16 protein-coding genes are annotated in these 24,381 nt (G+C 71.3%); 3 read left to right on the top strand and 13 right to left on the bottom strand.

All coding sequences use genetic code 11. From position 1 onward, the window contains the following. Positions 1 to 1,192 precede the first annotated feature (1,192 nt). The 6 genes from VG276_25855 to VG276_25830 form a co-directional block, all read right to left on the bottom strand. Complete coding sequence (locus tag VG276_25855; protein ID HEV8652718.1) at positions 1,193 to 1,513, bottom strand: YrhB domain-containing protein; 321 nt, start codon at positions 1,511 to 1,513, stop codon at positions 1,193 to 1,195. Positions 1,514 to 1,521: 8 nt separating this feature from the next. Next, positions 1,522 to 2,835 (bottom strand): toxin glutamine deamidase domain-containing protein, encoded by a 1,314-nt coding sequence (locus VG276_25850; protein ID HEV8652717.1) that lies wholly within the window; start codon positions 2,833 to 2,835, stop codon positions 1,522 to 1,524. Then, the gene (locus VG276_25845) at positions 2,836 to 3,132 is read right to left on the bottom strand and encodes a WXG100 family type VII secretion target (protein HEV8652716.1); all 297 of its coding nucleotides are present in this window, start codon (positions 3,130 to 3,132) and stop codon (positions 2,836 to 2,838) included. It abuts the gene before it with no gap. Between the two features lie 270 nt (positions 3,133 to 3,402). Continuing rightward, the gene (locus tag VG276_25840) at positions 3,403 to 7,689 is read right to left on the bottom strand and encodes an AAA domain-containing protein (GenBank protein HEV8652715.1); all 4,287 of its coding nucleotides are present in this window, start codon (positions 7,687 to 7,689) and stop codon (positions 3,403 to 3,405) included. A gap of 126 nt (positions 7,690 to 7,815) precedes the next feature. After that, positions 7,816 to 8,766 carry an aldo/keto reductase gene (locus VG276_25835; GenBank protein HEV8652714.1) on the bottom strand — a complete coding sequence of 317 codons (951 nt, stop codon included), beginning with the start codon at positions 8,764 to 8,766 and terminating at the stop codon, positions 7,816 to 7,818. Positions 8,767 to 8,950: 184 nt separating this feature from the next. After that, positions 8,951 to 11,011, bottom strand: coding sequence for a prolyl oligopeptidase family serine peptidase (locus tag VG276_25830; GenBank protein HEV8652713.1), 2,061 nt, complete (start codon positions 11,009 to 11,011; stop codon positions 8,951 to 8,953). Positions 11,012 to 11,237: 226 nt separating this feature from the next. Between VG276_25830 and VG276_25825 the strand changes: the two genes are divergently transcribed. After that, positions 11,238 to 11,978 carry a hypothetical protein gene (locus VG276_25825; GenBank protein ID HEV8652712.1) on the top strand — a complete coding sequence of 247 codons (741 nt, stop codon included), beginning with the start codon at positions 11,238 to 11,240 and terminating at the stop codon, positions 11,976 to 11,978. A gap of 180 nt (positions 11,979 to 12,158) precedes the next feature. Here VG276_25825 and VG276_25820 read toward each other — a convergent pair whose 3' ends face one another. From VG276_25820 to VG276_25790, 7 genes are all read right to left on the bottom strand, one after another. Then, on the bottom strand, positions 12,159 to 13,184 hold the full coding sequence (locus tag VG276_25820) for an NAD(P)-dependent alcohol dehydrogenase (protein ID HEV8652711.1): 1,026 nt from the start codon (positions 13,182 to 13,184) through the stop codon (positions 12,159 to 12,161). Next, a complete protein-coding gene (locus VG276_25815) occupies positions 13,181 to 14,032 on the bottom strand; it encodes a hypothetical protein (GenBank protein HEV8652710.1) in 852 nt (283 codons plus the stop codon). The genes VG276_25820 and VG276_25815 overlap by 4 nt, the downstream gene beginning before the upstream one ends. Beyond that, a complete protein-coding gene (locus VG276_25810) occupies positions 14,029 to 14,550 on the bottom strand; it encodes an iron-sulfur cluster assembly protein (protein HEV8652709.1) in 522 nt (173 codons plus the stop codon). Before VG276_25810 ends, VG276_25815 begins: the two co-directional genes overlap by 4 nt. Further along, positions 14,547 to 15,656 (bottom strand): amidohydrolase family protein, encoded by a 1,110-nt coding sequence (locus VG276_25805; GenBank protein ID HEV8652708.1) that lies wholly within the window; start codon positions 15,654 to 15,656, stop codon positions 14,547 to 14,549. The genes VG276_25810 and VG276_25805 overlap by 4 nt, the downstream gene beginning before the upstream one ends. 428 nt (positions 15,657 to 16,084) lie before the next feature. Beyond that, positions 16,085 to 16,882, bottom strand: a complete 798-nt coding sequence (locus tag VG276_25800; GenBank protein ID HEV8652707.1) for a hypothetical protein — start codon at positions 16,880 to 16,882, stop codon at positions 16,085 to 16,087. Between the two features lie 260 nt (positions 16,883 to 17,142). Beyond that, entirely contained in the window at positions 17,143 to 17,940 is a 798-nt protein-coding gene (locus VG276_25795) for an alpha/beta hydrolase (GenBank protein ID HEV8652706.1), read from the bottom strand. A gap of 207 nt (positions 17,941 to 18,147) precedes the next feature. Next, positions 18,148 to 20,160, bottom strand: coding sequence for a hypothetical protein (locus VG276_25790; protein ID HEV8652705.1), 2,013 nt, complete (start codon positions 20,158 to 20,160; stop codon positions 18,148 to 18,150). 569 nt (positions 20,161 to 20,729) lie between these two features. On the opposite strand from VG276_25790, the gene VG276_25785 reads away from it, so the two are divergent. After that, on the top strand, positions 20,730 to 23,768 hold the full coding sequence (locus VG276_25785; protein ID HEV8652704.1) for an SNF2-related protein: 3,039 nt from the start codon (positions 20,730 to 20,732) through the stop codon (positions 23,766 to 23,768). Continuing rightward, on the top strand, positions 23,765 to 24,381 hold a 617-nt coding region (locus VG276_25780; GenBank protein ID HEV8652703.1), incomplete at its 3' end, for a hypothetical protein. The genes VG276_25785 and VG276_25780, both read left to right, overlap by 4 nt.

The raw sequence follows: 24,381 nt of genomic DNA, 5'->3' as shown, positions 1-24,381 counted from the left end.
CGGCGGCTGGTCTACGCCCTGCAAGAAGAAGAACGACCGCAGGTTGGCAAGCCCCCGAGCCCCCGGCGTCGCCCTGATCGCCCCACCCGGCAACCTGACCCTCCGCACCGCCGCGAACACCTCCGCAGCAGTCACCCCAGGCCCGACAGCCGCCTGATCGAGACTCACGCACGCAAACCCAGCAGCCCCCTGGGTCCCATCCGGGTTATGAATGGTCCGAAAGGCATACCACAGGCCGCCCACGCACGGAGTCGTACTACAGAAACCATCAGCAAGAAGGCCTTTATCAGGTGAGCAAGTTACTTGATAGGTATAGTAGGGCTGCGCAGCCTTGACCCGGCGGACTCCTGCACTACCGCATTCATAGGACTTTGAGGCTCGAAGGTCAGCCGTATCTCCTGAGCCGGTCAGATCGGCTACAAATGCTCCACTGCTACACGTTTCCGCCATTGCAGGCGAATCCGCTAGGATGACGATCGAGCTGCAGATTACTACGAGCGGGAGAAAGGAACACCAATTTCGACGATATTTCGTCACGTCGGCCTCAGCTCCGGATTTGAGAGGCATTACCAAGCAACCACTGGTCACTACCTAATGGCCTAGCCAAGGCAAAACGAAAGAGAAAGCGCTGAGACGGCGCTCTTCGGACCAGCTCACCAGTCTCAGTTTCTATGAGCACCGAAGATGTGCTAAGTGTGCCGATTACGATCCATTGACGCTCATTTACTCGCTCAAGCTTTGTTTCCACGAACCCTGTCGAAAATTCCTTCCAAACAAGATGTTCCTTGCGAAGTCGATTAATTAGGGTACGGCCGTCCTGCAAGCACCTACAGTCCACTGTATAAATTCGGTCAAGGAGGCTTGCATTCCGTTCTGCTAATGCCTCGTCCCGGATCTTTAGGATTTCGCGAAGGCGAGCAACTACCTCGGCGCGCTCGTCAAGGGAGGTGGTCGGGGCGGTTGTGATTGGGGCACCCGTGGGTGGTGGAGCTGATCGTGCCGACGTGTCGTCGGACCCCCGGGTTGCCAGGAAGACGCCGAGGCTGCCTGTGAGCAGGAGGGCGAGCGCGAGGGCGACCAGGAGTGGGCGGCGGGGGGCGCTACGGGATGGAGGCGGTGGGCTGGTTGGTTGCTGGGTTCGCATCCTGGGCACCTCGAGGGGCGAGGGGTGATTGGTACTTGTGAGAACTACTCAATCGCTCGCTTGGTTCCGCTCGCGGTGCTCGGCCAGGCGGTGCTCGGCCAGGCGGTGCTCGGCCAGGTAGTGCTCGATCGGGTGAGCCGTGCCAGCGACGCGGAGGGCGCCGGTCGCCTTCTCGATGATCAGGGGGCCGTTGCCGACCAAGGACTCGCGCAGCTCGCCGGTCTGGTAGAAGGCGCGGGTGTTGTAGAAGAACACCCAGCACCAGTCCTCTTCGAGGACGTCGGATTCGTCGACCACGACCTCCTCGCCGGGATACTCCTCCGAGAGGTGACGTCGGGCGATCTCGGTTGCAGTCCGCTTGTCGACCATCGGGTGCCTCAATCCGTTCGTAGCAGGTAGAAGCCGGTGTAGCCCTCACCGTCGAACGTGGCCGGGCCGGCGCGTTGCCCATCGATGAAGCGGACGGTGCCGTCCTGGTTCACGACGTTGAAGACGTGGCCGGGCCGGCGGGTGCTTCGCGACCCGAAGATGATGCCTCGCGCGCCCGACCCTGAGCGTTGCATGGCCGCCTCGATTGTCGCCCGCGATGACATGAAGACGAACTTGCGGCCGAAGTGGTCTTCGAGGAGCCCGATGCTCGTCGCCCCGCCCGGCAGTGCGGATGCAGGGCGCCCTGCGAGCGTCGCGTCGGTCGCGAGCGCGCAGTTGGCGCAGTTCCGGTCCCGGCCGGAGATTGGGTAGCCAGGGTTGATGTCGGCAAGCGCGTGCCGGATCGGGACCCCGGCACTCGCGCTCGCCTGCTGGACGGCCATGCTGGCCTCTTCGGCCACTGCCGCCCCTCTGGCCAGGCTGGCCGCACCCTTGGTGACCGCGGTGGCCGCCAACTGCGGGCCGAACTGGGCCCAGAAGCGCCAGGCGTGCCCGTTCTCCAGGTCGTCGGTGCCGAGCGACCGGCGGGCGGTCTCACCGGGATGGCCGAGGGCGAACAACCCGCCCGCCACCGTCCGATGTGCCAACCGCCACGCGTCGCGAGGACGGGCGAGCCAGTACTGGGGCGACCCGAGCGCAATCGCCTGGACGGTGCCGGTGACCATGCTCTTCAACCCCTTGGCAGCACCCTGCCTGGCGTCGTCCCAGGGCGAGACGGGCCCGTGCAGCTTGCGTTCGAGAGCCCTGGCGAACCCACCCCGGCGGCCGGCGAGCGCACACGTGGCCCCGGCCCGGTCGGCGACCTGGGCGAAGCCTGCCGCGGCGACCCTGGCGGCGGCCTTGATCTCCTCGCCCGCCTGTACGGCCAGCGATTGCGCCCGCGCGAGGATGAGCGTGTGTCTGGTATCGCCGGGGACGCAGCCCTCCGCGGACCCGTCCGGGGCCAGCCGGCACCCGATGGAATGCGCCAACCGCTCGGCCGAACCCCATGCCATCGCTGCATCTTGGACGACCGTGGCGAAGACCGAGAGGATCGCGGCGACGTCGGCGGCTGCCCCGGCCGCCTGGTCGATGGCGGCGGTGAGGCGAGCGGCGCGGGCGCCGCCCGACTCGGCCGCGACACCGGTCCACGCCCCGGACCCGGTGCGGACCCCCCGGTCGGCACCGCCGAGCTGGGCGGCGATACCACGGCAGCGGTCGGCCAGCGCGGCGAAGTCCAGGCTGCCGCTGCGCGCTGGCCCAGGCTCGAGGTTCGCGCGCACCTAGGGCCCGACCGGCAGGTTCGGGATGGTGGTCACGTCGACCTCGTAGTAGTCGTCGGCTGCATGCTCGAGCGTCTCAGCGTGCTCGGTCATGGCGCCGGCGAGCTGGTCGAGCGCGGTGGACCAGGCCAGCCACATCGCATCGAAGCTCTGGGCCGCCTCGGCCAGGTTGGCTGAGACCCAGCTAGTACCGGAGCTCGTCCTGGCGGTCGCCTCCCGCAGCTCGCCGGCCCAGCGGCGCACGTCGGCCGCCAGGGCCCTCACGTCGTCGGGGGTCACGGTGATCGTCTCGCGCACCTCATCCTCCTTCGGGCCTCTTCGACATCAACCGAGGCAGCACCGAGTCGAACTTCCCTTGTCACAGTATGATGTGATCATATGAGGGCAAACAGAAGCAAGTGATGGTCTACAAGACCTCTCACAAGCCAGAGAGAGGGATCGAGCGCATGAGCGGATATCAGAGCAGGACCGCTACCGACCGCAAGGGACTCCTACCGACCGCAAGGGCAGACCCCTACCGACCGCAAGGGCAGACCCACTACCGACCGCCGGCACCGGCTGGTCGGGTCACCACTGGTGGCGACGTACCTCGCGAATGGCGGCCAGGATGGTCGCCTCGATCCGGCGGCCGCGACGCTGGAAACCGAGCTCGGCCATGACCTCGTCGACGAGCTGGTCCTCGGTGCGCAGCAGGGTGTCGGACTCGATCCAGGAGACAAGTGCCATGAGCTGGCCACGGCGGTACTCCTCGATCGGCCGACCCCTCGGCACCACCGGGCGGGGACCCCGCTCCGGGATCACCGGCCCTGGCTGAGCGGCGACCGTCTCGGCCTGGCGGGCGGTATCAGCATCAGCCCCGCGGGCGGAATCAGCCGCAGCCCGGCCGCCGGCCTCGGCCTCGCGGGCAGCTTCAGGCGCAGCCCGGCCTGCGGCATCGGCATCGCCCCGGCGGGCGCCGCCGGCCTCGGCCTCGCGGGCAGCATCGGCCTGGCGGGCGGCGACGGCCTCCGCCTCACGGGCAGCATCGGCTTGGCGGGCGGCGACGGCCTCGGCCTCACGGGTGGCATCGGCCTCGGCTTGGCGGGCGGCTTCGGCCTGGTTGTCGGCGGCGTCGGCGCTGGCGACGGCGGCGTGCCAGGCGGCGAGGGCCTTGGCGACCTCGCGGTCGGGGTCGGCGAACCAGTCGGTCGACCAGATGCGAAGGAACGACCAGCCCAGGCGCTCCAGGTGGTCCTGGCGCAGGCGGTCACGGTCGCGGGCGGTCGGAGCGGCGTGGTAGCTGGCGCCGTCACACTCGATCGCGAGCACGAACCGCTCCGGCTTGGCCGGGTGCCTGGCGGCGAAGTCGATCCGGTAGCCGGAGCAGCCGTGCTGGGTGGCAAGCGGGATCCCGGCGGCCTGGAGCCGGTCGCGCACGTCGATCTCGAACGGGTTGAGCGCTGGCGCGCCGGCGGCCTCGTCGCCGAGGCCGGCGCCCCGCTGCTCGGCGTAGGCCAGGTAGCGGCGGAGAAGCTCCACACCTCGGGGGCTGCGGCTCTGGTTCATGTCGGCGGACGAGAACGACGAGACCAGCGTCATCCGGCGCTTGGCGCGGGTGACCGCGACGTTGAGGCGGCGCTCGCCGCCCTGCTGCAGGAGCGGCCCGAAGCGGTGGAGCAGCACCCCCCGCTCGTTCTTGCCGTACCCGACGGACAGGATGACGGCGTCCCGCTCGTCGCCCTGGACCCGCTCGAGGTTCTTGACGAAGAACGGCTCCTCGTTGCCCTCGTCGAAGAAGCCGGCCAGCTCGGGGCGCTCGGCCCTGGCCAGCCGGAGCGCCTCGGTGATGCGGTTGGCGTGCTTGATGCCCATCGCGATCACGCCGAGGCTCTCGTCGGGGCGGGTGCGGGCGTGCTCGAGGACGAGGCGGACGACCTCACGGACCTCGTCGGCGACGCTCTCCTCCTGGCCGGACCGGCCCGGGGCGAAGGGGACGAGCACGTGCTCGATGCAGTCGCCCCCGGCCACCCCGGGGAAGGTGGTGAGCGCCCCGTCGTACAGGTGGGCGTTGGAGAACGCGATCAGCCGCTCGTCGTGGCTACGGTAGTGCCAGGTGAGCATGCGGGAGCGGAGCAGCGCCCCGAGGGCGTCGAGGATGGACTCGAAGCCCTCCGTCATGGCCAGGGTCCCGCCGGGGAGGAGTTCCTCCAGCTCCTCCTCGTCCTCGACCGTGGTGGAGGCGAAGAACGAGGTCGGCGGGAGCTGGCGCTCGTCGCCGGCGACGACGACGCGCCCGGCCCGCAGGATCGCGGGGATGGCGTCGGCAGGCCGGATCTGGCTGGCCTCGTCGAAGATGACGACGTCGAAGTAGGCGCGGTCGCCGGGCAGGAGCTGGCTGACCACCAGCGGGCTCATCGCCCAGCAGGGCTTGACCCTGGTCAGCACGTTCGGCGCCAGCTGGAAGAGCTGCCGCAGGGGCAGGTGCTTGCGGGTGAGCCGAGCCTGGTGCTCGACGACGGTGCTCTCTTCGGGGTGGTGGTCCCGGGCCTGGGTGGCGAGCTCGGCGCAGGCCCGGCGCACACGGATGGCGGTGGTCTCCACGTGGTCGGCGTCGGCCGCGCGGTACTCGGCTACGGTCTGCGAGTGGAGCTCGCCGTCGAAGGCGCCGATGCGCGGGTCGGCGACCCCGACGTGGTCGAGGATGGACGCGAGCCAGGCGTGTTCGAGCGCTTCGAGGGACCGGGGGCCGGGGAGCCGGCGCCGGCGCAGTGCGGCCAGCAGGCCGGTGAGGCCGGCGCGGCCGAGGGCCTGGCCAAGGCGGTGCAGCTCGGGCAGCCTGGTGAGCGTGCCCCGGTCGGCCAGGAGGCGTTCCAGCAGGTCGGGGAGCCCGGCGACCGGCGGTTGCTCCACCTCCTGCCTGGGCAGCCAGGTGGCCAGGGTGGCCAGCTCGGTGGCGAGCTGGTTGTAGCTGCCGACCACGCCGGGCAGGTCCCCGGGCGGCCGTGGCAGGCCGCCGTCGGTCGCGTGCTCGCTCCAGCGGCGGCGTTGCTCGGCAGCGTAGGCGCAGGCGCTGAGCAGCGCGGCAGGCTTGAGCGGCCGGTCGCGGCAGAGGGCCTTGAGCGTTGCGGCGGCGCGCCGGTAGGCGGGCGAGGTGAGCTGGGCCGCAAGCCGGGCCAGGGGCCCCCCGCGGGCGGGCGCCAGGTCGTGGGCGAGTCCTCCGAGATCCCGGCTCCAGATCGCCGGGTCGAACACGGTGGACACGGCCGACACGCCGTCGAAGAGGGCCACGACCTGCCGCCACTCCGCGAGCGTGGACGGCCGAGCCAGGCCCGTCTCGGCGAGCGCCCGGTCGAGCGCGGCGAGCGCGGCCGGGAGGGTGTGGTGGGCGAGCGCCTCCACCGTGTCCAAGGCCCGCTCGGCCTCGCCTGGGCTGGTGACGGTGGCCCGGGCCCATGGACTGCCCCCGTCGGCGAGGGCGAGCCCGCCAAGGCCGACCCAGGCGCGCAGGTCCTCCCTGGACTGCCGGTAGGTGGCCTCGTCGAGGCGGGCGAGGTCGGCGCCGCGGAAGCGGATCGAGGTACGGACGACCGGGTCGGTGCCGAGCAGGCGCGCCTGGGCGTCGAAGACGCTGACACCCCAGGGCTCGCGGGGCCGGTGCAGGGCGTCGTCGTGGTCGTTGAGCCGGTCCCGGCGGACCTCGACCGTGTGGTGGACGCCGGTGAGGTCGACCCGGGGGATGCCGCCGGTCCCGGCCAGCGCCCTGGCCAGGTCCTTGGCCACCTTGCGGCGGCTGGTCCCACCGTCGTAGAGGTCGAGGACGAGGTCGCCGAGGCCCCGGCTGGCCAGCCGGCCGAGTACCACGTCGATGGCGGCGCGCTTCTCGGCTACGAACAGCACCCGCTGGCCGCGGGCGACCAGGGTGGCGATCAGGTTGGCGATGGTCTGGCTCTTGCCCGTGCCGGGCGGGCCGTCGAGCACGAGGTCCTGGCCACGGACGACGGCGTTGACGGCGTGGTTCTGGCTCGCGTCGGCGTCCAGGACGAAGAACTCGTCGGCGGGCGGGGTGCGGTCGGGTTCGTCGGGCTCGACAGTGACGTGGCGCCTGCGAAGGGCGGCCCGGGCGCCCTCGTCCCCGGCCAGGGCGGCGACCAGGTCGTGGGCGACAAGCGTGCCGGTCAGGCCCTCGAGGTCGCGGACCATGGGGAGCTTGGCATAGGAGAAGTTGCCGAGCACCACCCGGCCAGCCACCTGGAAGCCGGGCACGTCCGCGGCGAGCTTGGTGAGCCGGTCGAACAGCCGCTTGGCATCGGGCGGCTGGCCGCCGTCGTCGAGCAGGTCGAGCAGGTCGTCGTCGGCGATCCGGCAGTCGAACTCGACGGCGAGCTTGTAGAGCAGGGTCGGGTTGACACCCTCCTCGGCAACCAGCGCCAGGTCGAAGTCCTCCCCGGCCGCGCCGCGAGGGGCGAGGCGGGCGGGGACGAGCAGGACGGGGGCGGCCGGGGCTCGCGCGGTCCGCTGGTCCTCCCAGGTCGCCATGCCCCAAGCAAGGAACAGTGTGGTCAGGCCGCGCTCCTCGAAGTTCTCCTGCGCCTTGGCCCGCACCGTCCGGGCCCGCTTGGCAGCGGCCGGGCGCTCGGCGGGGTCAGGGAAGAGCGCGGAGAGCCGCACCGTCCGCCCGGCGAGAAGGTTGCCGAGCGCGACCGGGTCGGCGCCGTCCAGGTCGAGCGTGCCCTGCTTCAGGTCCCGGTAGTACAGGAGAGTGTTCCTGCCGCCGGGGTCGACGAGCTGCCCGGTCCAGGCCGTCACGGCCCGCGCGACCCGCCGGGCCCGCCCCGAGTCAGCGGCGGCCGGTACCGCACCGGCATCGGCCCTCATGAGGGTCGGCGTGCGCTCGTCGGGGGCGGCATCCGCCGGGTCGACCTCATCGGCATGGCGTTCGTGGAGATCGGCATGCCTCCTATTCTGACGGCGGTCGGCGAGGCCCGCCGGGCCCGGCGAGGGCTACCGGTGCTTCCCGATCGGCCTGCGGGGGGCGAGCTTGGCCAGCTCGGCGACGTCCTCGGGGGTTGGCTCCCACTCGGCGGCGGCGGCGTTGGCCAGGACCTGGTCGGGCCTGGTAGCTCCGGCGATCACCGAGCCGACGGCTGGCTGGGCGGCAAGCCCGCCGATGGCGACTTCGAGCAGGGTGCACCCGCGTTCCACGCCGTACTTCTCCAGGGCGTCGAGGCGGTCGAAGACCTCCTCGGTGAGCAGGCCGCTCCTGCCGGCCAGCCTGGTTCCGGCCGGGCCCGGCTCGCCCCGCCGGTACTTGCCGGTCAGCAGCCCGTTGGCCAGCGGGAAGTACGGGAGGATACCGACCCCGTAGCGGTCGCACGCGGGCACGACCTCGTACTCGAGGTCACGCTCCAGCAGGTTGTACTGATTCTGGGCAGAGACGAACCGGGTCAGGTGCTCGGTGCGCGCGATCCAGTCCGCCTCCGCGATCTGCCAGGCGGCGAAGTTGGAGGAGCCGATGTAGCGGACCTTGCCCTCGGTGACCAGGTCGTCGAGCGTGGCCAGAGTCTCCTCCAAGGGGGTCTTCGGGTCGGGCACGTGCTGCTGGTACAGGTCGAGGTGGTCGGTGCCCAGGCGGCGCAGGCTCGCCTCGACCGCCCGGCGCACGTGGCGCCGCGACCCGCGCGCCTCCTCGGGCGGCCCACCCATGTTGGCGCCGAACTTGGTGGCCAGCACGACCTCGTCGCGCCTGCCCCTGAGCACCTGCCCGAGCAGCGTCTCCGAGCCGCCCCGGTTGCCATACACGTCGGCGGTGTCGAACAGGGTGACGCCAGCTTCGAGGGCCGCTTCGACCACCACCCGGGTGGCTCTGAGGTCGCAGCGGGTGCCGAAGTTGTTGCACCCGAGACCCACGACCGAGACGGTCAGACCGGACCTGCCGAGCTGGCGATACCTCATGAGATGTCCTGCCCTTCTGCGCGGCCGGGGATCCGCGCGGTCCCGATGGACCTCAATCTCCGTAGTGTGGCAATTGCACCCATCGCAGTCACGACCGCAGGTGGAGAAAATGTGCAGGAACCGAAAATGTGCAGGAACCATTGATTCGTGGATATCCGGACCCGTCGCGAGGGAACCCGCGGCGTCACCGTGCGGGGCTGGACGCTCCGAGGTCGAGGCCGAGCTGGGCGGCCATGAAGCTCTGCGTGTCCACGGCCAGCTCGACGCTGCGGCGCACCGACCGGGCGCCGTGCCCCACCTTCCGCTCCCGGCGCAGCAGCACCGGACGCTCGGACACGGTGGCCGACTGCAGGGCCGCGCAGAGCTTGCGGGCGTGCAGCGGGTCGACCCTGGTGTCGGACTCGAACACGGTGAACAGCACGGTCGGGTAGCGCGTGCCCGGCGCGACGTGGTGGTACGGCGAGTATCCGTAGAGCCAGGTGAACTCGGTCGGGTCGTCGGCCCGGCCGTACTCGTCGTTCCAGGTCTCACCGAGCCCGAAGCGCTCGTAGCGCACCATGTCGAGCAGGGGCGCGCTGCACACGACGGCAGCGAACAGCTCCGGGCGCTGGGTCAGGGCGACCCCGACCAGCAGGCCCCCGTTGCTCCCCCCCGAGATGCCGAGCCGCTCCGGCGAGGTCCAGCCGGTCTCGACCAGCCGCTCGGCGGCTGCGGCGAAGTCGTCGAAGACGTTCTGCTTGTGCTCGCGCATGCCGGCCCGGTGCCAGGCCTCGCCCTCCTCGCTGCCGCCGCGCAGGTTGGCGATGGCGTAGACGCCGCCCTGCTCCACCCAGGCGTTGATGGCGGCGCTGTACTCGGGAGTGAGGGGGATGTTGAAGCCGCCGTACCCGTTGAGGATGGTCGGGCGCTGGCCGTTGCGCTCGATGCCCTCTCGGTGGAGGACGAACATGCGCACCTCGGTGCCGTCCTTGGAGCGGTACACGTCCTGGGTGGCCACGACCCCCTTGGTGTCGACCTCGCCCGGGGCGTCCATCCACAGCTCCAGGGCGCCCGTCGGGACCGCGTACCGGTAGGCCCTGGGCGGGGTGGTGAAGTCGGTCCAGCCGATCCAGGCGTCGTCGCCACCCTCGGGCCGGGAGGAAACCCCGAGCACCGAGCCGAGACCGGGCAGCTCCACCTCGGCCCTGAAGGCGCCGGTGGCCCGGTCGTGGACGGCGACCCGGCCGACCGCGTGCCTGGTGCTGGCGACCACGAGCGCGCCGTCGGTCAGGGCGAAGCCCTCGAGCACCGCGTCGGACTCGGGCACCACGTCGCGCCAGGCGTCCGGCTCGGGCCTGGCCGGGTCGGCGACCACGATGCGGAACCGGGGCGCGCCCAGGTTGGTCCGCAGCCAGAGGCGCCCGTCGCGCTCGACCCCGCCGCTGGTCTCGGCGTCCACGCCCTCCTGGATGGGCCGGAGCACCCTGTCGCCGGCCAGGTCGGCGATGTAGAGGTCGTTACGGGGTGCGGTGCCCGGGCTCGCGCCGACCAGCAGCCAGCGGCCGTCCAGGGAGACGTCGAGCGAGTGGTACTCGGTCTTGTCGCGGCCCTCGCCGAACACCAGCTCGTCGCTGGCCGGGTCGTCCCCGACCCGGTGCCGCCAGACGCGCCGGTGGAAGCGGTCCTCCCCCTCCGGCACGGCGTCGGCGGGCAGCCGGCGGCCGTAGTAGTACTCCTCGCCGCCTGGCAGCCAGGCCAGCGGGCAGTAGCGGGTGCGGTCGATCGGGCCCTCGACCACCTCGCCGCTGGCCACGTCCATGACCCGCAGGGATGCCTCCTCGTCACCGCCCTCGCTCAGCCAGTAGGCGAGCCGGTCGCCCTCGATCGAGGGGACCCAGCCGTCCAGGGTGGTGGTGTCGTCGTCGCTCAGGGTGCTCGGGTCGATCAGCACCCGCTCAGCGTCGCCCTCGCGGACGACCAGGACGGCGTGCTCCTGGCCCGCGCCGCGGCGCATGAAGAAGGCGCGCTCCCCGCGCAGGGCCGGGATGGTCACCAGCCCGGCCGCCAGCAGCTCCTGCAGCCGGCCCTGGAGCGCGTCCCGGCCGGGCAGCTCGTCCAGGTAGGAGCGGACGAGGGCGTCCTGGGCGTCGCTCCACCGGACGGTCTCGTCCGAGGAGGCGTCTTCGAGCCACCGGTAGGGGTCGGCGACCTCGACGCCGTGGAGGAGGTCGACAACGTCCTGGCGCCGCGCTGGGGGGTACTCCATCGCGTCACTGTACCCTCGCCCGGTGGATACGGGCCGGCGATGCCCCGCCTCCCGGACTCGGGGCTCAGGGCACCAGCGGGCCCGCCTGCGGGGCTTCAGGGCACCAGCGGGAGGGCCAGGAGCGTGGCCGCCCTGATCCCGGTTGGAACCGGCAGGGGCCGGCTGGTTACGATGCGCTTCGTTTGTTCCTCGCTCACCCTGGACGCCGCCGGAGGAGGGAGAAGGGATGCGGCCCGACGAAGGCTGGGACGCGACGGTCGCCTACATGCTGACCCCCGAGTTCGCCGAGGTCCGCGAACTGTTCGAGGCGGTCCCAGAGATCGGCGGCGCCTACTTCCGGCCCCTCGAGACGGGCGTCCTGGTGGTCGACCTCCACCCCGACTCCCCCAGGCCTCTGGTCGCGGTCGACCCCGGCTCCCTGGTCGAGCGGGGAGCCACCGCCCGCGAGCTGGCCCCGACGATCCCGGAGCGGGTCGCCCACCTGCGTCGCAGCCGAGCCGAGCAGGCCAAGCCGGCCAGGGACCACCGCTTCGAGGCCCGCCTGGTCCGGCACGCGTTCGCGCACGGTCTGCGGCTGCCGAGGCCCTTCCCGCCCGAGCTCCGCTTCCTCTACAGCGGTTGGCGCGTCGACCGGCCGGCCGGCAAGCGCAGGCAGGACCCGGCCGACCTCGTGGCCGTCGACCTGGCCAGCGGGCGGCTCGCGCTGGCTGCGCTCCGGGTCGGGGCCTCGCCCTCGGCTGCTGGGCAGGTGCGGGCCCACGCCAGCCGGCTGTCCGAGCGCCTCGACGAGCTCGCTCCGCTGTTCGAGCGGGTCGCGGCGATGATGGGCGAGCTGTACGGCTGCTACGACCTCATCGAGCTCCCAGTCCACACCGAAGGGGTCGACGCCCTGGTGGCGACCGAGAGCAGCGGCGGGGAGGTGACCGTCACCGCCGTGCCCACGGCCGCCGCGGTGGCCACCGCCTGACCCGCGGCGCCGGACGGGGATGACGTCGGCCCGCCGCAGGAGTGCGGCGGGCCGGCCGGGTCGAGGTCTCAGGGGACTTGGTCTCAGGTGTCGAGGTCTCAGGGGACTTGGTCAGGGTCGAGGTCTCAGGGTCGAGGTCTCAGGGGACTCTCAGGGGACTTGGTCTCAGGGGAGGAGGTCTCAGGGGACGAGGATGCCGCGGCCTTGGAGGCGGCCGGCTTCCAGGTCGTCCATGGCCTCGTTGACGGCGCCGAGCGGGTAGGTCGCGGTGTGCAGCGTGACCTGGCCCTGGGCGGCCAGCACCATCAGCTCGGCCAGGTCGTTGTAGGTGCCGACCAGGTTGCCGATGACGTTGCGCTCGGTCGAGATGATGTCGATGGTGGGGACGTTGACGGTCCCGCCGTAGCCGACCATGAAGTGCGACCCGGCCCGGCGGGTCATCTCCCAAGCCTCGGCCTCGGCGCCCCGCTCGCCGACGAAGTCGATGACGACCTCGGCGCCCTTGCCGTCGGTGAGCTCCTTCACCTGCTCGACCTGGCTGCCGTCGGCCACCACGGTCTGGTCGGCGCCGAACGAGCGGGCCAGCTCGAGCGCGGCCTCCGAGCGGTCGACGACGATGATCTCGGCCGCGGTGAGCGCCTTCAGCGACTGGATGCCGATGTGACCGAGGCCGCCCGCGCCGATGACCGCGACCCTGGTGCCCGGGTACAGCAGGGGCACGGCCTTCTTGGCCGCGTGGTAGGCGGTGAGGCCGGCGTCGGCCAGGGCGGCCACGTCGGCCGGCTGCAGCGACGGGTCGAGCTTGACGCACGCCCGGGCGCCGGTCTTGAGGAACTCGGCCATGCCCCCGTCGGAGTCGATGCCGGGGAAGCGGCCGAGGTCGCAGTGCATGTCGTCGCCGGCCCGGCAGGCGCGGCAGAGCCCGCAGGTGACGAGCGGGTGCAGGATCACGGTGTCGCCCACGGCGACGTTGGTGACCGCCGACCCGACCTCGTGGACCCAGCCCGCGTTCTCGTGCCCGATCGTGTAGGGCAGCTCGACGCCCGACTTCTCCGCCCACTGGCCCTCGTAGATGTGCAGGTCGGTGCGGCACAGCCCGGCCCCGCCGATCTTCACGACCACGTCGTGGGGATCGGTGACCTTCGGCTCCGGGACGTCCTCGACAATGGGCCGCTCGTGGTACTTGTGCAGGCGTACCGCCTTCATGGGTCATCGCCTCCATCGACGTCGGCTGCGGGTGGTGGGACGAACCTCGACCCCGGCATACCCCAGGATCGGAAGAACTCCCCGGTCTTGCGGCACATGTCAACGTTCAGCGTGCTCCCGGCCCGGATGAGCGCGCCCGACCGGCGGCGGGCCGCCGCCACCGCGGCCCGGTCGGCCACCAGCAGCGCGTCCGGGCCGGTGTCCAGCCCGGCCCGGCGCCGCCGGTCCAGGTCGTCGAGGATGGCCCGGCGGGCCTGGAACGACAGGAAGGTGATCCGCTCGGCGGTCCGGCCGCGGCGCTGCTCGAAGCGGACCGCGAGCGGCTCGGCCTCCAGGTCGGGCACGACCCGGGCGTCCTGGTCGATGGAACCGAGGTCCCCCAGGCGGACGCGGAGCAGCTCGGCCCGGTGCAGCCCGCTCCCGATCAGCGACAGCAGCACGATCCGGTCGGGGCCGCTCGTGCCGGCAGCCGGCAGCTCCCGGGCGGGCACCGCTGCCGGCAGGGGCCGCCACGCCACCGGCACCCCGCCGAGCCGGAACCAGACCTTGGGCGCCATCGCCAGCCCGGCCACGGCCGCGTCCGGCTGCCCGTGGAGCGCCCAGGCGAAGGCGGCCAGCGACCGGTCGGCCGCCGCCGGGTCGGCCCGGGCCGCCGCGAGCAGCGCCTCCAGGTCGCCGGTGCCGGTCAGCGACCGGAACCGGTCCAGGCCGGCCACGAGCGTCCGCACCCACGACGGCTCCCGGCAGCGGGCCGCGAGCAGGTCCCCCATGCGGCGCACGCTCGGCACCTCCAGCAGCGCCAGCTCCCGCCGCCCGGCGAGCGCGCGGGCCGGGCCGGTCACGGTCACCGCAGGAGCCCGCGGGTCTCGGCCGACCGGTCCCCCTCGTTGATGAGGCGGTGCAGCGCCTCGGCCATGAAGTGGTCCTGCAGGACGACCTCGACCGACTCGACACCGGGGAGCTTGCCGACCCGGCGCCGGATGTCCTGCCCGATCGCGCCCGCGAACTTGGCGGGGCAGAGCGGCGAGGTGAGGTGGAACCGCACCGTCACCCGCCCGCCGTCGGCGTCGACCTCGTCGAGCAGGCCGAGGTCGGCGATCGGGGTCCGCACCTCGGGGTCGCGGACGCTCCCGGCCACCTTCCGCACCCGCTCGAGGTCGACCGCGACCGCCCCGGGCCCGCGGCTGGAGGGCGGCTCCCTGGCCCCCTCGGCCCCCGCCGAGGATGGCTTCCTGGTCCCGTCGGCCCCCGCCGTGGAGGGGTGGGCCGAGACACTCGGGCTTGCGACGCTGGAGGGCGGCTTCCTGGTGCCCTCGGCGCCCGCCCGCCGGGTGGTCCGGCCGGCGGGCGCCTCGGCAAGGCTCATCGGGCTTCGGTGCCGGCGGCCCCGGTCTCGACCGCCGGTCCCTCGGCGCCCGGGGCGTCGGTCGGCACCACGGCCGGCTGGCCGGCGAGGTACTCACTGCGGCGCCGGGACAGCTCGTCGTCCTTGATCGCCTTGAGCTTGTCCTCGACGTTGATGCCGTACAGGCGGGCGATGTTGCCACCGACGATCTTCTGCTTGATCTCCGGGGTCAGGTCGACGCCGTACTCCTTCTTGAGGTCCTCGGGGAGCTCGAAGGCCATGAACTCGTCGAGCTGCCAGTGCGGGTACCAGATCGGGAAGTCGGTGCCGTAGACGATCCGGTCGGGCCCGAGCCAGAACAGCAGGTTGGCCATGACCTCGGCGAACCACCGGGGCCGGTTGTGGATGAACGCGAGCACGACCGCGAGGCCCGCGTACACGTTCGGGCAGCGGGCCGCGATCCAGCAGAAGTCGTCGACCCGCGGGGCGCCGCAGTGGTCGATGATGAAGTTCATGTCCGGGTAGAGCCAGGCCGGCTCGTCGATGTCGCGGACGTCGAACTTGGCCAGCGACAGCGGCTCGACCGCGGGGCCCTTGTGGAAGAAGTGGTTGGTGATCCCGAGCTCGAGAGACTTCTCGTACAGCGGGAAGACCATCGGGTCGTTGGCGCTCCAGCCCCGGGACTGGCCCCGCCACTCGGCCGTGTACCACTTGAAGCCGCGCATGCCGAGGTCGGTGATCTGGTGCTCGACCTGCTCGAGGGCGTCGGGCGCGCGCGGGTCCACCCCGCCCAGCGGGATGATCCGCTCGGGCGCTCGCGCGGTGAGCTGCGCGTTGCGCTCCGGGTTGACGAACCCGGTGTGGTAAAAGTCCATGAGGACCTGGGTGGACAGGATCGTCATGTCGGCGGAGCCCTTGACGAACATCTCCTCGAGGTACCAGTCCGGGTCCGTCTTCCGGAACTGCCGCTCGTAGTCCATCGTCCACTTCGCGTCCGGCGGGTTGAAGCCGTTGTGGAACGCGTAGAACGTCTCGATGAACGCCTCGCCGAAGCGGTTCTTGCAGTTCTCGGCACTAGCGTCCCAGAAGCCGGTGTGGGCGTCCAAGACGAATACGTCGTCCTTCATGGGCTACTCCCTTCCTGAGGGCGGCCGCTCCGGGTCGCCCGCCGCCTGCCTTCGGAAGTGCAGCTCTCATCCCTTCCGCCGAACTCGTCCATCCTGGCCCATCGTGTAGGACGAGGAAAGAGGGAGGTTTTGCGGGAGAGCAGGAAGAAACGCGCGCTCTCCGAGTTGACAAAACCAGCCCTCGGCGTTCAATCGCCGCTGGTGAAGCCCCCGGTCGCCGTCCCGAGGCCCGAATGCGCCGCCGTTTCGCAGCGCGCCCGGTGCGGCACCGGAGTTTCTGGCGGCGCACCAGAGACCGCCGGAGGGCTGCACCGCCGCGGGTCAGCCGCGCGCACGGGCGCCGGTGGGCGGCGGGGCCGCGGGTCAGCCGCGGCGCGTGGGCGCCCTGGCGCCAGGCGCTGGCCGACGACGTGGCCACGATCGCAGGGTCAGCCGCGGCGCACGGGCCCCAGCGTGTCTGGGAAGCACCGCGCCGTGTCGAGCAGCCACGGAAGGCCGAGCGCCCAGGAGCCGGCGTCCCGGCAGGTGTGGGCGGCCAGGCGCCGCTGGGCCTGGGAGGCCGCGCCCGGGGGCCAGGGCGGTCCCATGGCCGGGTGCACGAGCGTGCGCAGCAGCCGGGCCACGGCCTGCAGCAGCGGCCCGGCGAGGTGCGCCTGCCGGTCGAAGTGGTCGAGGAGCCGGTCCACCGTGCCCGGACGCTTCCAGGAGCCGCCGCCGTCCGGGCTCGCGACCGGGAAGTCGCGGATCATGCCGAGACGGACCCGGGAGCCGGCGTGGGCGAGCGCGTGCGCGCCCGCCGGGTCGAGGAGCAGCACGAGGTCGGGCCGGTCGAGCCGCTCCTGCCCCGGCCAGCCGCCCACAGCCAGCTCGCAGGCGAGCAGGTCCGCCCGGCGGCCGAGCCGCTCGTCGCCAGCCAGCCACGCCCGCTGGGCCAGGGACGAGACCCCCGCTCCGAGCGTGAACCGGTCGGCGACCGCGTGGCGGTGCCCGAGGCGCGCTTCGACCGCGGCCATGCCGAGGCGGGCCTGCTCGCCCCACACCTCGCGTGCCCGCTCGGGTCCGGCGACCGCCCACGCCACGGCCCCGGCGGGGCCGGCGGCCACCAGCGACTCGAACCGCGCCACGGGGTCGCGGCCATCCGGGCCGAGCGCGCGGGCGGCGGCCTGCTCGTACGCCGGGGCCGCCTCTCCCAGGTCAGGCGGTGGGAACAGCCAGATCGGCTCCATGCTTGCCAGCATGCTACGCGGCAGCGGGCTCGGTCTCGACGGTGACCCTCGTGCCTCGGGCAGCCGTGCCTCGGGCAGCCATGCCTCGGGCAGCCATGCCCGGGCCGCCCTCAGCGGCCACCGGACGGCCGGAGGCGGCCATCGGACGGCCGGAGGTTGATCCAAGCCCGAGCCCCTCCCAGAACGGGGATCAGGGCACCGACGGTGCCGCGCCCTGCTGTAGGTGAACGCCCCGGACAGCGGGTCGGGAGCACCACGGATCAGGGCACCGACGGTGCCGCGCCCTGGCCGAGGACGGGCGTGCCGCGCAGGAAGGCGAGCACCTCGCCGAGCAGGTGGTCGCCCGCGAGGAGCACATGGTCGTTGTGGTCGGCGCCGGGGACGAGCGCGAAGCGCTTCGGCTCGCGGGCCGCCTCGAACAGCCGCCGGCTCTGGGACGCGGGCACGATCCCGTCGCGCTCGCCGGCGACCACCAGCAACGGCACGGCGAGGTCCCGGACCCGGTCGAGCGAGGGGTACCGTTCGGCGAGCAGCAGCCGGACCGGCAGCCACGGGTAGTGGACCCGGGCGACGTCAGCCAGTGACGTGAACGGCGAGCGCAGCACGAGCGCGGCCGGGGGCCGGTCGCGGGCCAGCCCGAGCGCGACCGCGGCGCCGAGCGACTCCCCGAAGTAGGCGATCCGGCCCGGGTCGACCCCGGCCCGGGCGGCGAGCCACGCCTGCGCGGCCCTGGCGTCGGCGGCCAGCCCCGCCTCCGACGGCCGGCCCGGGTTCCCGCCGTAGCCTCGGTAGTCGAACAGCAGGACCGACAGGCCGGCGCGGGACAGCGCCGCCGCGAGCGGCGCCCGCATGGCCCGGTTGCCGCCGTTGCCGTTGAAGACCAGCACCGCACCGCCGTCGCCGCCCCTGGCCGGCACGAACCAGCCCCGCAGGCGCAGCCCGTCCTCGGTGTCGAACGCGACCTCCTCGCTCCCCGGAAGCACGCCCGCCGCAGCCGGCACCACCGGGTACGGGAAGTAGATGAGCCGCCGCTGCAGCGACCACGCCAGCACCAGCATGAGCACCACCGCGAGTGCGAGCACGCCCACGCCAGTCAGGACCCGCGTCCCCATCAGCAGGCGCCGGACCGACGGCAGGCGCCGGACCGGGCCGTTCCCATCACGGCCGCCCGCCGGGACCGCCGGGCGGTAGGCGGCCTCGGCAAGCCACGACCGCCTCCTTCCTGCTCACCCGTGGCCGCGACCCTGCCCAGCGGATTCCAACGGTCAGCGCCCGGAGCTGCGCAGCTTGAACGCTGCCTTGCGGGCCGCCTTGGCAACGGCCTTGTCGGGATGGGCCTCGGCCAGCGCCGCGAGCAGCCCGGCGGTCCGGGGGCTGTCCACGCGCCAGAGGTTGCCGACGAGCTCGGCCTGCTCGGCGGGCGTCCTGAGTCTCGCGAACGCCGCGGCGGCGGCCTCCGGCCCCTCGGTCGCGAGGACGAAGGCGGTGGTCTCGACCATGACCGCCAGGACCATCTCGGGGTCGAGGTCGTCCGAGTCCGCGAGCCCGTGGTCGATCAGCCACATCGTTGCGAGCGGCCCGAGGCCCGGCACCTCTCGCAGGCCCTGCACCGCCTCCACGCCCTCCGGCCCGGCGGCGTCCAGGGCGGTGAGCGCGAGCATCTGGCCCTCCACGTCGTTGGTCGTCCGGGCGTAGGCGGCGAGCTGCTCCGCCGCGACCGCGGGACCGCGTGCCGCGCACCACGCTGCGATCTCGGCCTGGCAAGATGCCTCGTCGTAGCCGGCGCACCGCTCGAGCAGGGTGGCGGCATCGGCGTCGGCGAGGTCGCCGACGACCGGGGCGTCGGCCCCGTCGGCACGCAGAATCCGGTTCGTGGCCCAGGTGCCGAGCGGGGTGAGCCGGAACCCGGTGGTCGGGGCACCCTCCTCGTCCTCATTCGGGGATGCAAGGTCGAGGTCGAGGTTCCGGGATGCGAGGTCGAGGTTCCGCGATGCAGGGTCGAGGTTCGAGGATGCGGGCTCGAGGTTCGGGGATGCAGGCTCGAGGTTCGGGGATGCAGGGTCGAGGTCGAGACGCTCGACCGCACCGAGCTCCTCGAGTTGGCCCAGGGTGAGGTTGACGTCCGCGGCGGTCATGTCGCGCCAGAGCCCGACTCGCTCGGCCGGCTCCTGGTCGATGAGGAACATGCGCCGGACGTCCTGCCAGACGGCGTCGGCCAGATCGTCGAGCGGGACCGGCTCGTCGCTCGCGTAGAGGGCGCCGAGCAGCGTGGGGACCAGCTCGCCGAAGTCGTCGGCGAGGAAGGACACGAAGATCCCGCGGTCGAGTAACGTGGGGCCGACCTTGCCCAGGCCCTCGAGCGCCCGCTCCCACAGCTCCAGCGGTCGGTCGAGCAGCGCCTGGCCCCGCTTGTTGGGCACCACCCGGCCGTGGACGACCCGGGCCAGGCGGGCGGCCTTGGCCCAGGCGAAGGTGATGCTCACCCCGGGCAGCTCCTCGGAGCTGCGGGTGCGGAAGGTGCGGTTGCCGATGCGCGGGTCGACCTCGTCGCCGGTGCTGAGCACCTCGACCAGGTCCTTGCCGTCGGCCAGGGTGAGCCGGCCCGCCTGGGTGAGCTTGCGTCCCGGCCCGAGCCAGGCCGCGAACCGGCGCAGCCGCTCGACGGCCGGGGCCGCCGCGGCTGCGGCGGCCAGTTCCGCCTCGGGTGGCAGCCGGACCGGGGGGAACTCCATCACCGGCTGGCCCGGAAGCTCCGTGAACAGCTTCCGCGCCTCGAACGGCAGGTCGTTGAACTCGGCCATGAACCGGCTGACCGCCGCTTCGTCGCTCATGTCCACGCCGCCCGCCATCATCGCGCTCGCGAACGACTTGGCCATCCCGAACCGTGACGGGTCCCTCATCGCGGCCTGGAACTCGGGCCCCAGCCCGTCCAGCACGGCACGGAGCCGCGCCGGCCGGTCCCCACGCGGGTCGAGCAGGCCAGCCGCGGCAAGGTAGTCGACGAACGACCGCAAACTGGGAACGACCCGGTCGAGGTCCCCCTCGTCCAGCGTGACCTTGCGCGGGAACCACCCGCAGAGCAGGTCGCGGAGGTCCGCCCCGGTCCAGCGCCCCAGCTCCCCGTCGCCGTACCCCCACTTGTAGTCGAGCGCGAGCTGCGCGAGCCACGGGTCGGCCGCCGGCGCGTTCGCCTCGGCCCACGTAGCGAACTGCTCGGTCAGCTCGTCTCTGACGTCAAAGAACTCCTTCTCGTCATCGGGTCCGAACACCATGCGCATGCGAGGCTCCCCTGTCCGGCTACGACCCCGCGATCATACGGCGCGATCCGCCCGCTCAGGCGCCGGAGCAGCGTTCCGATGGTTGCAGCGTGGGTTCCGCCCCGCTTCAACCTCGACGACCCTGCCGACGTGAAGGAGCAGCGTTCCGATGGTTGCAGCGAGGGGTTCCGCCAGAGAGCTCGGCACGATGTTCGACGCCGGCCCGACAAGCTCTACGAGACGCTCGTGCTCGGCTCGAAAAGCTGACGGATGCCAAGAAGGCACTGAAGGCGGCCCGGCTCGAGCGGAGCCATCTCGTCGAGACGGTCGTCGACGACCTGAAGCAGCTCCGAGCCGACTTGGAGGCCGATGACGACCGGGCCCACCACCACCCGTACGAACTCGCCCCAACATCCCAGGAGCTCCGCGCCTGGCTGTGGGTCGTCCGGGACGTCATCCGCAAGGTGGACGTACATAACAACGATCTATCACAATCTGCTCCGATGCGTTAATGCTGGCGCCGACTTGAGCCGAGGAGGGAGTTGGCGCAATCCACGACCGCGTAGGGTTGGTAGAAGGCAGGAGAGCCGATGGCACGGTTCGCCAAGGGTGACCAGGTCACTGACCGTCGAAGTGGTGACATCGGTGTCGTGCTCAAGGCCGAGCCGGCCGGACGCTCGGTGATGTACCGGGTCCAGTTCGCCACTGCGAGTCGATATCTGGCCGAAGAGGCACTCGAGGCAGCTTCGTTCGACCCGATCGACCGGCTCAAGGAGCACTCCATCGGGCACCCCGGGGCGTTCCACCTACGGCTGCGCGCCCTTCTGCTCGAGCATGCCTACCGGCACGACGCATACTCGGGGCTGACCAACGCCCGAATAGAGCCAAAGGCGCACCAGGTCTCTGTCGCTGCACGCGTGCTCGACAAGGTCAGGCCTCGAATGCTCCTGGCCGACGAGGTGGGACTCGGAAAGACGATCGAGGCGGCGCTCGTCCTGAAGGAGCTCCTCGCTCGCCGCATCGCCGAACGGATCCTCATCATCTGTCCGGCGAGCCTGCTCACGCAGTGGGAGAACGAGCTTCGAAGCAAGTTCAACGAGCAGTTCACGCTGATCGACTCGTTGACGCTCAAGTACTTCGAGAAGCAGGGCCACGCGAACCCGTTCCTGGCGTTCGACAGGGGTCTGTGCAGCATCCATCTCGCTCGGAGCAGGGGACGAGCCCAGCAGATCGTCGACGCCGGCTGGGATGTCGTCGTCGTCGACGAGGCGCACCACCTTGCGCCCAAGCCGAGCGCGAACAAGCTCTTCGCGCTGGTCAACGAGCTGTCAACCGACGTGTTCGGCCTCCTGCTGCTCACCGCGACGCCGATCCAGCTTCGGGCCTCCGAGCTGTTCCATCTGGTCGAGCTGGTGGAGCCGGGCACGTTTACTGACCTGCTCGACTTCGAGCGGCGGCGAACCGACATCCCCAAGCTGAACGCTCTCTGGAAGGCGCTCGACAAGTGGCCGGTGCTCGACTCCACCGAGCAGCGGGAGACGATGACGACGCATCGGCGCCTCATCCAGGAGGTCGTACCATCGGCGAACGGCGATCTCGGACGGGTCTTGCGAGGAGACGACGGCCGGCGAGCGGTCCAACGACGCCTGGAAGAACGCCACCCGTACCTGAACGTCATGGTCCGGAACCGCAAGAGCGTGCTCGACCTGGGCGTCCGGCGCAATGCGCACACTGTCCACTGTCCACAGTCGTCGCTGGAAGCCGAGACCTACGAAGCGGTGACGACCTACCTCCGTGACCAGTACGACATGGCGATCGGAGCCAAGAACAACGCTCGTGGCTTCCTCATGGTCATCTACCTGAAGATCCTGTCGAGCTCCACGTACGCGCTGGCGCAGTGCTTCGGTCGCCGGGTGGCCCGTCTCACCGAGCCCAAGAAGCCAGCGAAGCCCAAGACGGTCGACAAGACGCTGCTACGGGAGCTCGCCGAGACCGACGAAGCGCTGAACGAGGTGGACGCTGCCGTGCCCGCAGTGGAGCAGGAGATGCGGATCCTGCGGGACCTGATTCAACGGTTGAACCAGGTCGAGGACGCGAAAGTGGACCACCTCCTTGGCTTTCTGGACAAGACCTACCGAACGAACCCTGGCCAGAAGGTGCTGATCTTCACGCAGTCGCTGGACACGCAGGAGTTCCTGCGACGCAAGCTGCTGCCGGCATACGAGGTCGGCGTCTTCAACGGAAGGATGTCGATCTTCGAGAAGGATCAGGCGGTGGCGGTGTTCCGCGACCGCGGCCAGATCCTCATCTCCACCGAATCGGGCGGCGAGGGCCGTAACTTCCAGTTCTGCCACATCCTCGTCAACTACGACCTCTCCTGGAACCCCATGCGGGTCGAGCAGCGGATCGGACGCCTCGACCGCATCGGGCAGAAGCACGTCGTCCAGATCCAGAACCTCGTCGCCACCGGAACGATCGAGGAGCGGGTCGAGCGGGTGTTACGCGAGCGCATCGGTGTGTTCGAGGAAAGCGTCGGCAGCCTCGACCTGATCCTCGGCGAGGGCATCGAGGAGCAGCTGGAGGCGGCCGCGTTCGCGGACCCGGCGCGCCTCGACGAGGAGTTCCAACGGATCGAGCTGTCCCTCGAGCACCGGGTCTTCGAGGCCAGGAGGATGGAGGAGCAGCTCGAGGACTTCATCCTGGACAAGAACAGCCTTCGCAGAGACGAGGCGGCCAGGATCCTTCAACACCGGGAGGGCACGCTCCTGCCGGAGCTGCGAGCGGTGGTCACCGATGCGGTCGACGCGCTGGGCGGCACCGTCGATCGCCACGCAGACGGTGGTGAAGTGATCTCGCTTCCACTCCTCGCAGCCCAACGGCTGGGGCGCACCAAGCAGCCACGGCTCCGCGGCACCTTCGACCCGGACGAGGCCTTGCGGCTCGAGGAGATCGACTTCTTCGCGTTCGGCCACCCCGCCGTCGAGCAACTGCTCGGCGAGGCGTCCGTCGGGCGGCCTGAAAGGGTGACCACGGCGTACGAGGCCGTCTCCGGAGAGCCGTTCGAGGGAGTGGAGGTGGTCTACCGCCTGCGGACCGTCGGACTGCAGGAGAACGAGCGCATCCTGCTGGTCCGGGCAAGCTTCCCCGAGCACGTCAGGTCCGAGCAGATCACCCGCTGGGTCCAGTCGGGGCGGTCAACACCCCCGGAGTCCTTCGCCCTCTGGGGGAACCCTGATGCTCTCGAACAGGTCGTCAGCACATGCAACGCCGAAGCGTTCAGGCAACTCGAGGCGTTCATCGCAGTCGACCGTGAGTCCGGCGAACGGTGGCTGAAGCGCGAGATCGACCGTGAGCAGCGCATCTACGCCAAACGCCTCGCCGCCGCCGAGCATCGCGTCAACGTCCTCACCGAGGACTACGCCGTGAAGTCGCAGTCGGATGACCTCGGGGACCGACGGATTCTCCCTGCTATCCGAGGCCAGCTCGAGAAGGCGAGGGACCACGTGCGGGAAGTGGAGAGCAACCACGTTCAGGAGGTGGAACGACTCCAGGGCAAGGTCGAGCCCACCGGTGACTTCGAGATCCTCGCCGCAGCACTTGTACGGGCCTGTGCCCAGGACGGCACGTGATGACAGTCGCATGCGGGATCGACTTCGGGACCACCAACTCATCGATTGCGGTCAACGTCGACGGTGACGTCCGCGTCGTGCCTGTCGACGGTGGGCTGCCGCTACTCAAGTCGCAGCTCTTCCTGCATCGTGACGGCGACCGGAGCTGCGGGAGCCGCTCCAGCCGCCGCTATCTCAACGAGAGTCAGTACCGAACTCGTTGCGTGTCATGCGACCGCACGCCCGACCGTTTCACCGCTCCAGCTGGGAGTGCGCTGACCTGGCTTCCCGAGGGATGCAGGCAGTACAGGCCAGGGGGCGGCTGTAGCGACGCCCGCCTCCTGCGGGGACTCAAGGCCGAGCTCCCCGACCTCAACTTCACCAGGACCACGTCGTGGGCGATCGAGTACAGCGTCGAGTCGTTGGTGGCGATCGTCCTTCGAGAGCTCAAGCGTCAGTCCGAGCAGCTGATCGGGGCTTCGATCGCCGATGTCGTCCTCGGACGGCCGGTGCTTCTCGCGGAGAGCGACGAGGAGGATCAGCTGGTCGAGGACCGGCTGCTCCGAGCTGCCCAGCAGGCTGGCTTCAGCGAGCTCGCCGTCTGCCCGGAGCCTGTGGCCGCCGCGCTCGAGCC

The organism is Actinomycetes bacterium (genome assembly GCA_036000965.1).
Classification (GTDB): domain Bacteria; phylum Actinomycetota; class CALGFH01; order CALGFH01; family CALGFH01; genus DASYUT01.
The sequence above is the reverse complement of the archived record's forward strand: the minus strand, read 5'-3'. Positions and strand labels throughout refer to the sequence as shown.

Excerpts from the sequence above, each read along its gene's own strand:
- VG276_25840 (HEV8652715.1), bottom strand. The coding sequence starts at position 7,689 with ATGAGGGCCGATGCCGGTGCGGTACCGGCCGCCGCTGACTCGGGGCGG.
- VG276_25825 (HEV8652712.1), top strand. The coding sequence starts at position 11,238 with ATGCGGCCCGACGAAGGCTGGGACGCGACGGTCGCCTACATGCTGACC.
- VG276_25800 (HEV8652707.1), bottom strand. The coding sequence starts at position 16,882 with ATGGAGCCGATCTGGCTGTTCCCACCGCCTGACCTGGGAGAGGCGGCC.
- VG276_25805 (HEV8652708.1), bottom strand. The coding sequence starts at position 15,656 with ATGAAGGACGACGTATTCGTCTTGGACGCCCACACCGGCTTCTGGGAC.
- VG276_25795 (HEV8652706.1), bottom strand. The coding sequence starts at position 17,940 with ATGCTGGTGCTGGCGTGGTCGCTGCAGCGGCGGCTCATCTACTTCCCG.
- VG276_25785 (HEV8652704.1), top strand. The coding sequence starts at position 20,730 with ATGGCACGGTTCGCCAAGGGTGACCAGGTCACTGACCGTCGAAGTGGT.
- VG276_25820 (HEV8652711.1), bottom strand. The coding sequence starts at position 13,184 with ATGAAGGCGGTACGCCTGCACAAGTACCACGAGCGGCCCATTGTCGAG.
- VG276_25830 (HEV8652713.1), bottom strand. The coding sequence starts at position 11,011 with ATGGAGTACCCCCCAGCGCGGCGCCAGGACGTTGTCGACCTCCTCCAC.
- VG276_25790 (HEV8652705.1), bottom strand. The coding sequence starts at position 20,160 with ATGCGCATGGTGTTCGGACCCGATGACGAGAAGGAGTTCTTTGACGTC.
- VG276_25810 (HEV8652709.1), bottom strand. The coding sequence starts at position 14,550 with ATGAGCCTTGCCGAGGCGCCCGCCGGCCGGACCACCCGGCGGGCGGGC.
- VG276_25835 (HEV8652714.1), bottom strand. The coding sequence starts at position 8,766 with ATGAGGTATCGCCAGCTCGGCAGGTCCGGTCTGACCGTCTCGGTCGTG.
- VG276_25855 (HEV8652718.1), bottom strand. The coding sequence starts at position 1,513 with ATGGTCGACAAGCGGACTGCAACCGAGATCGCCCGACGTCACCTCTCG.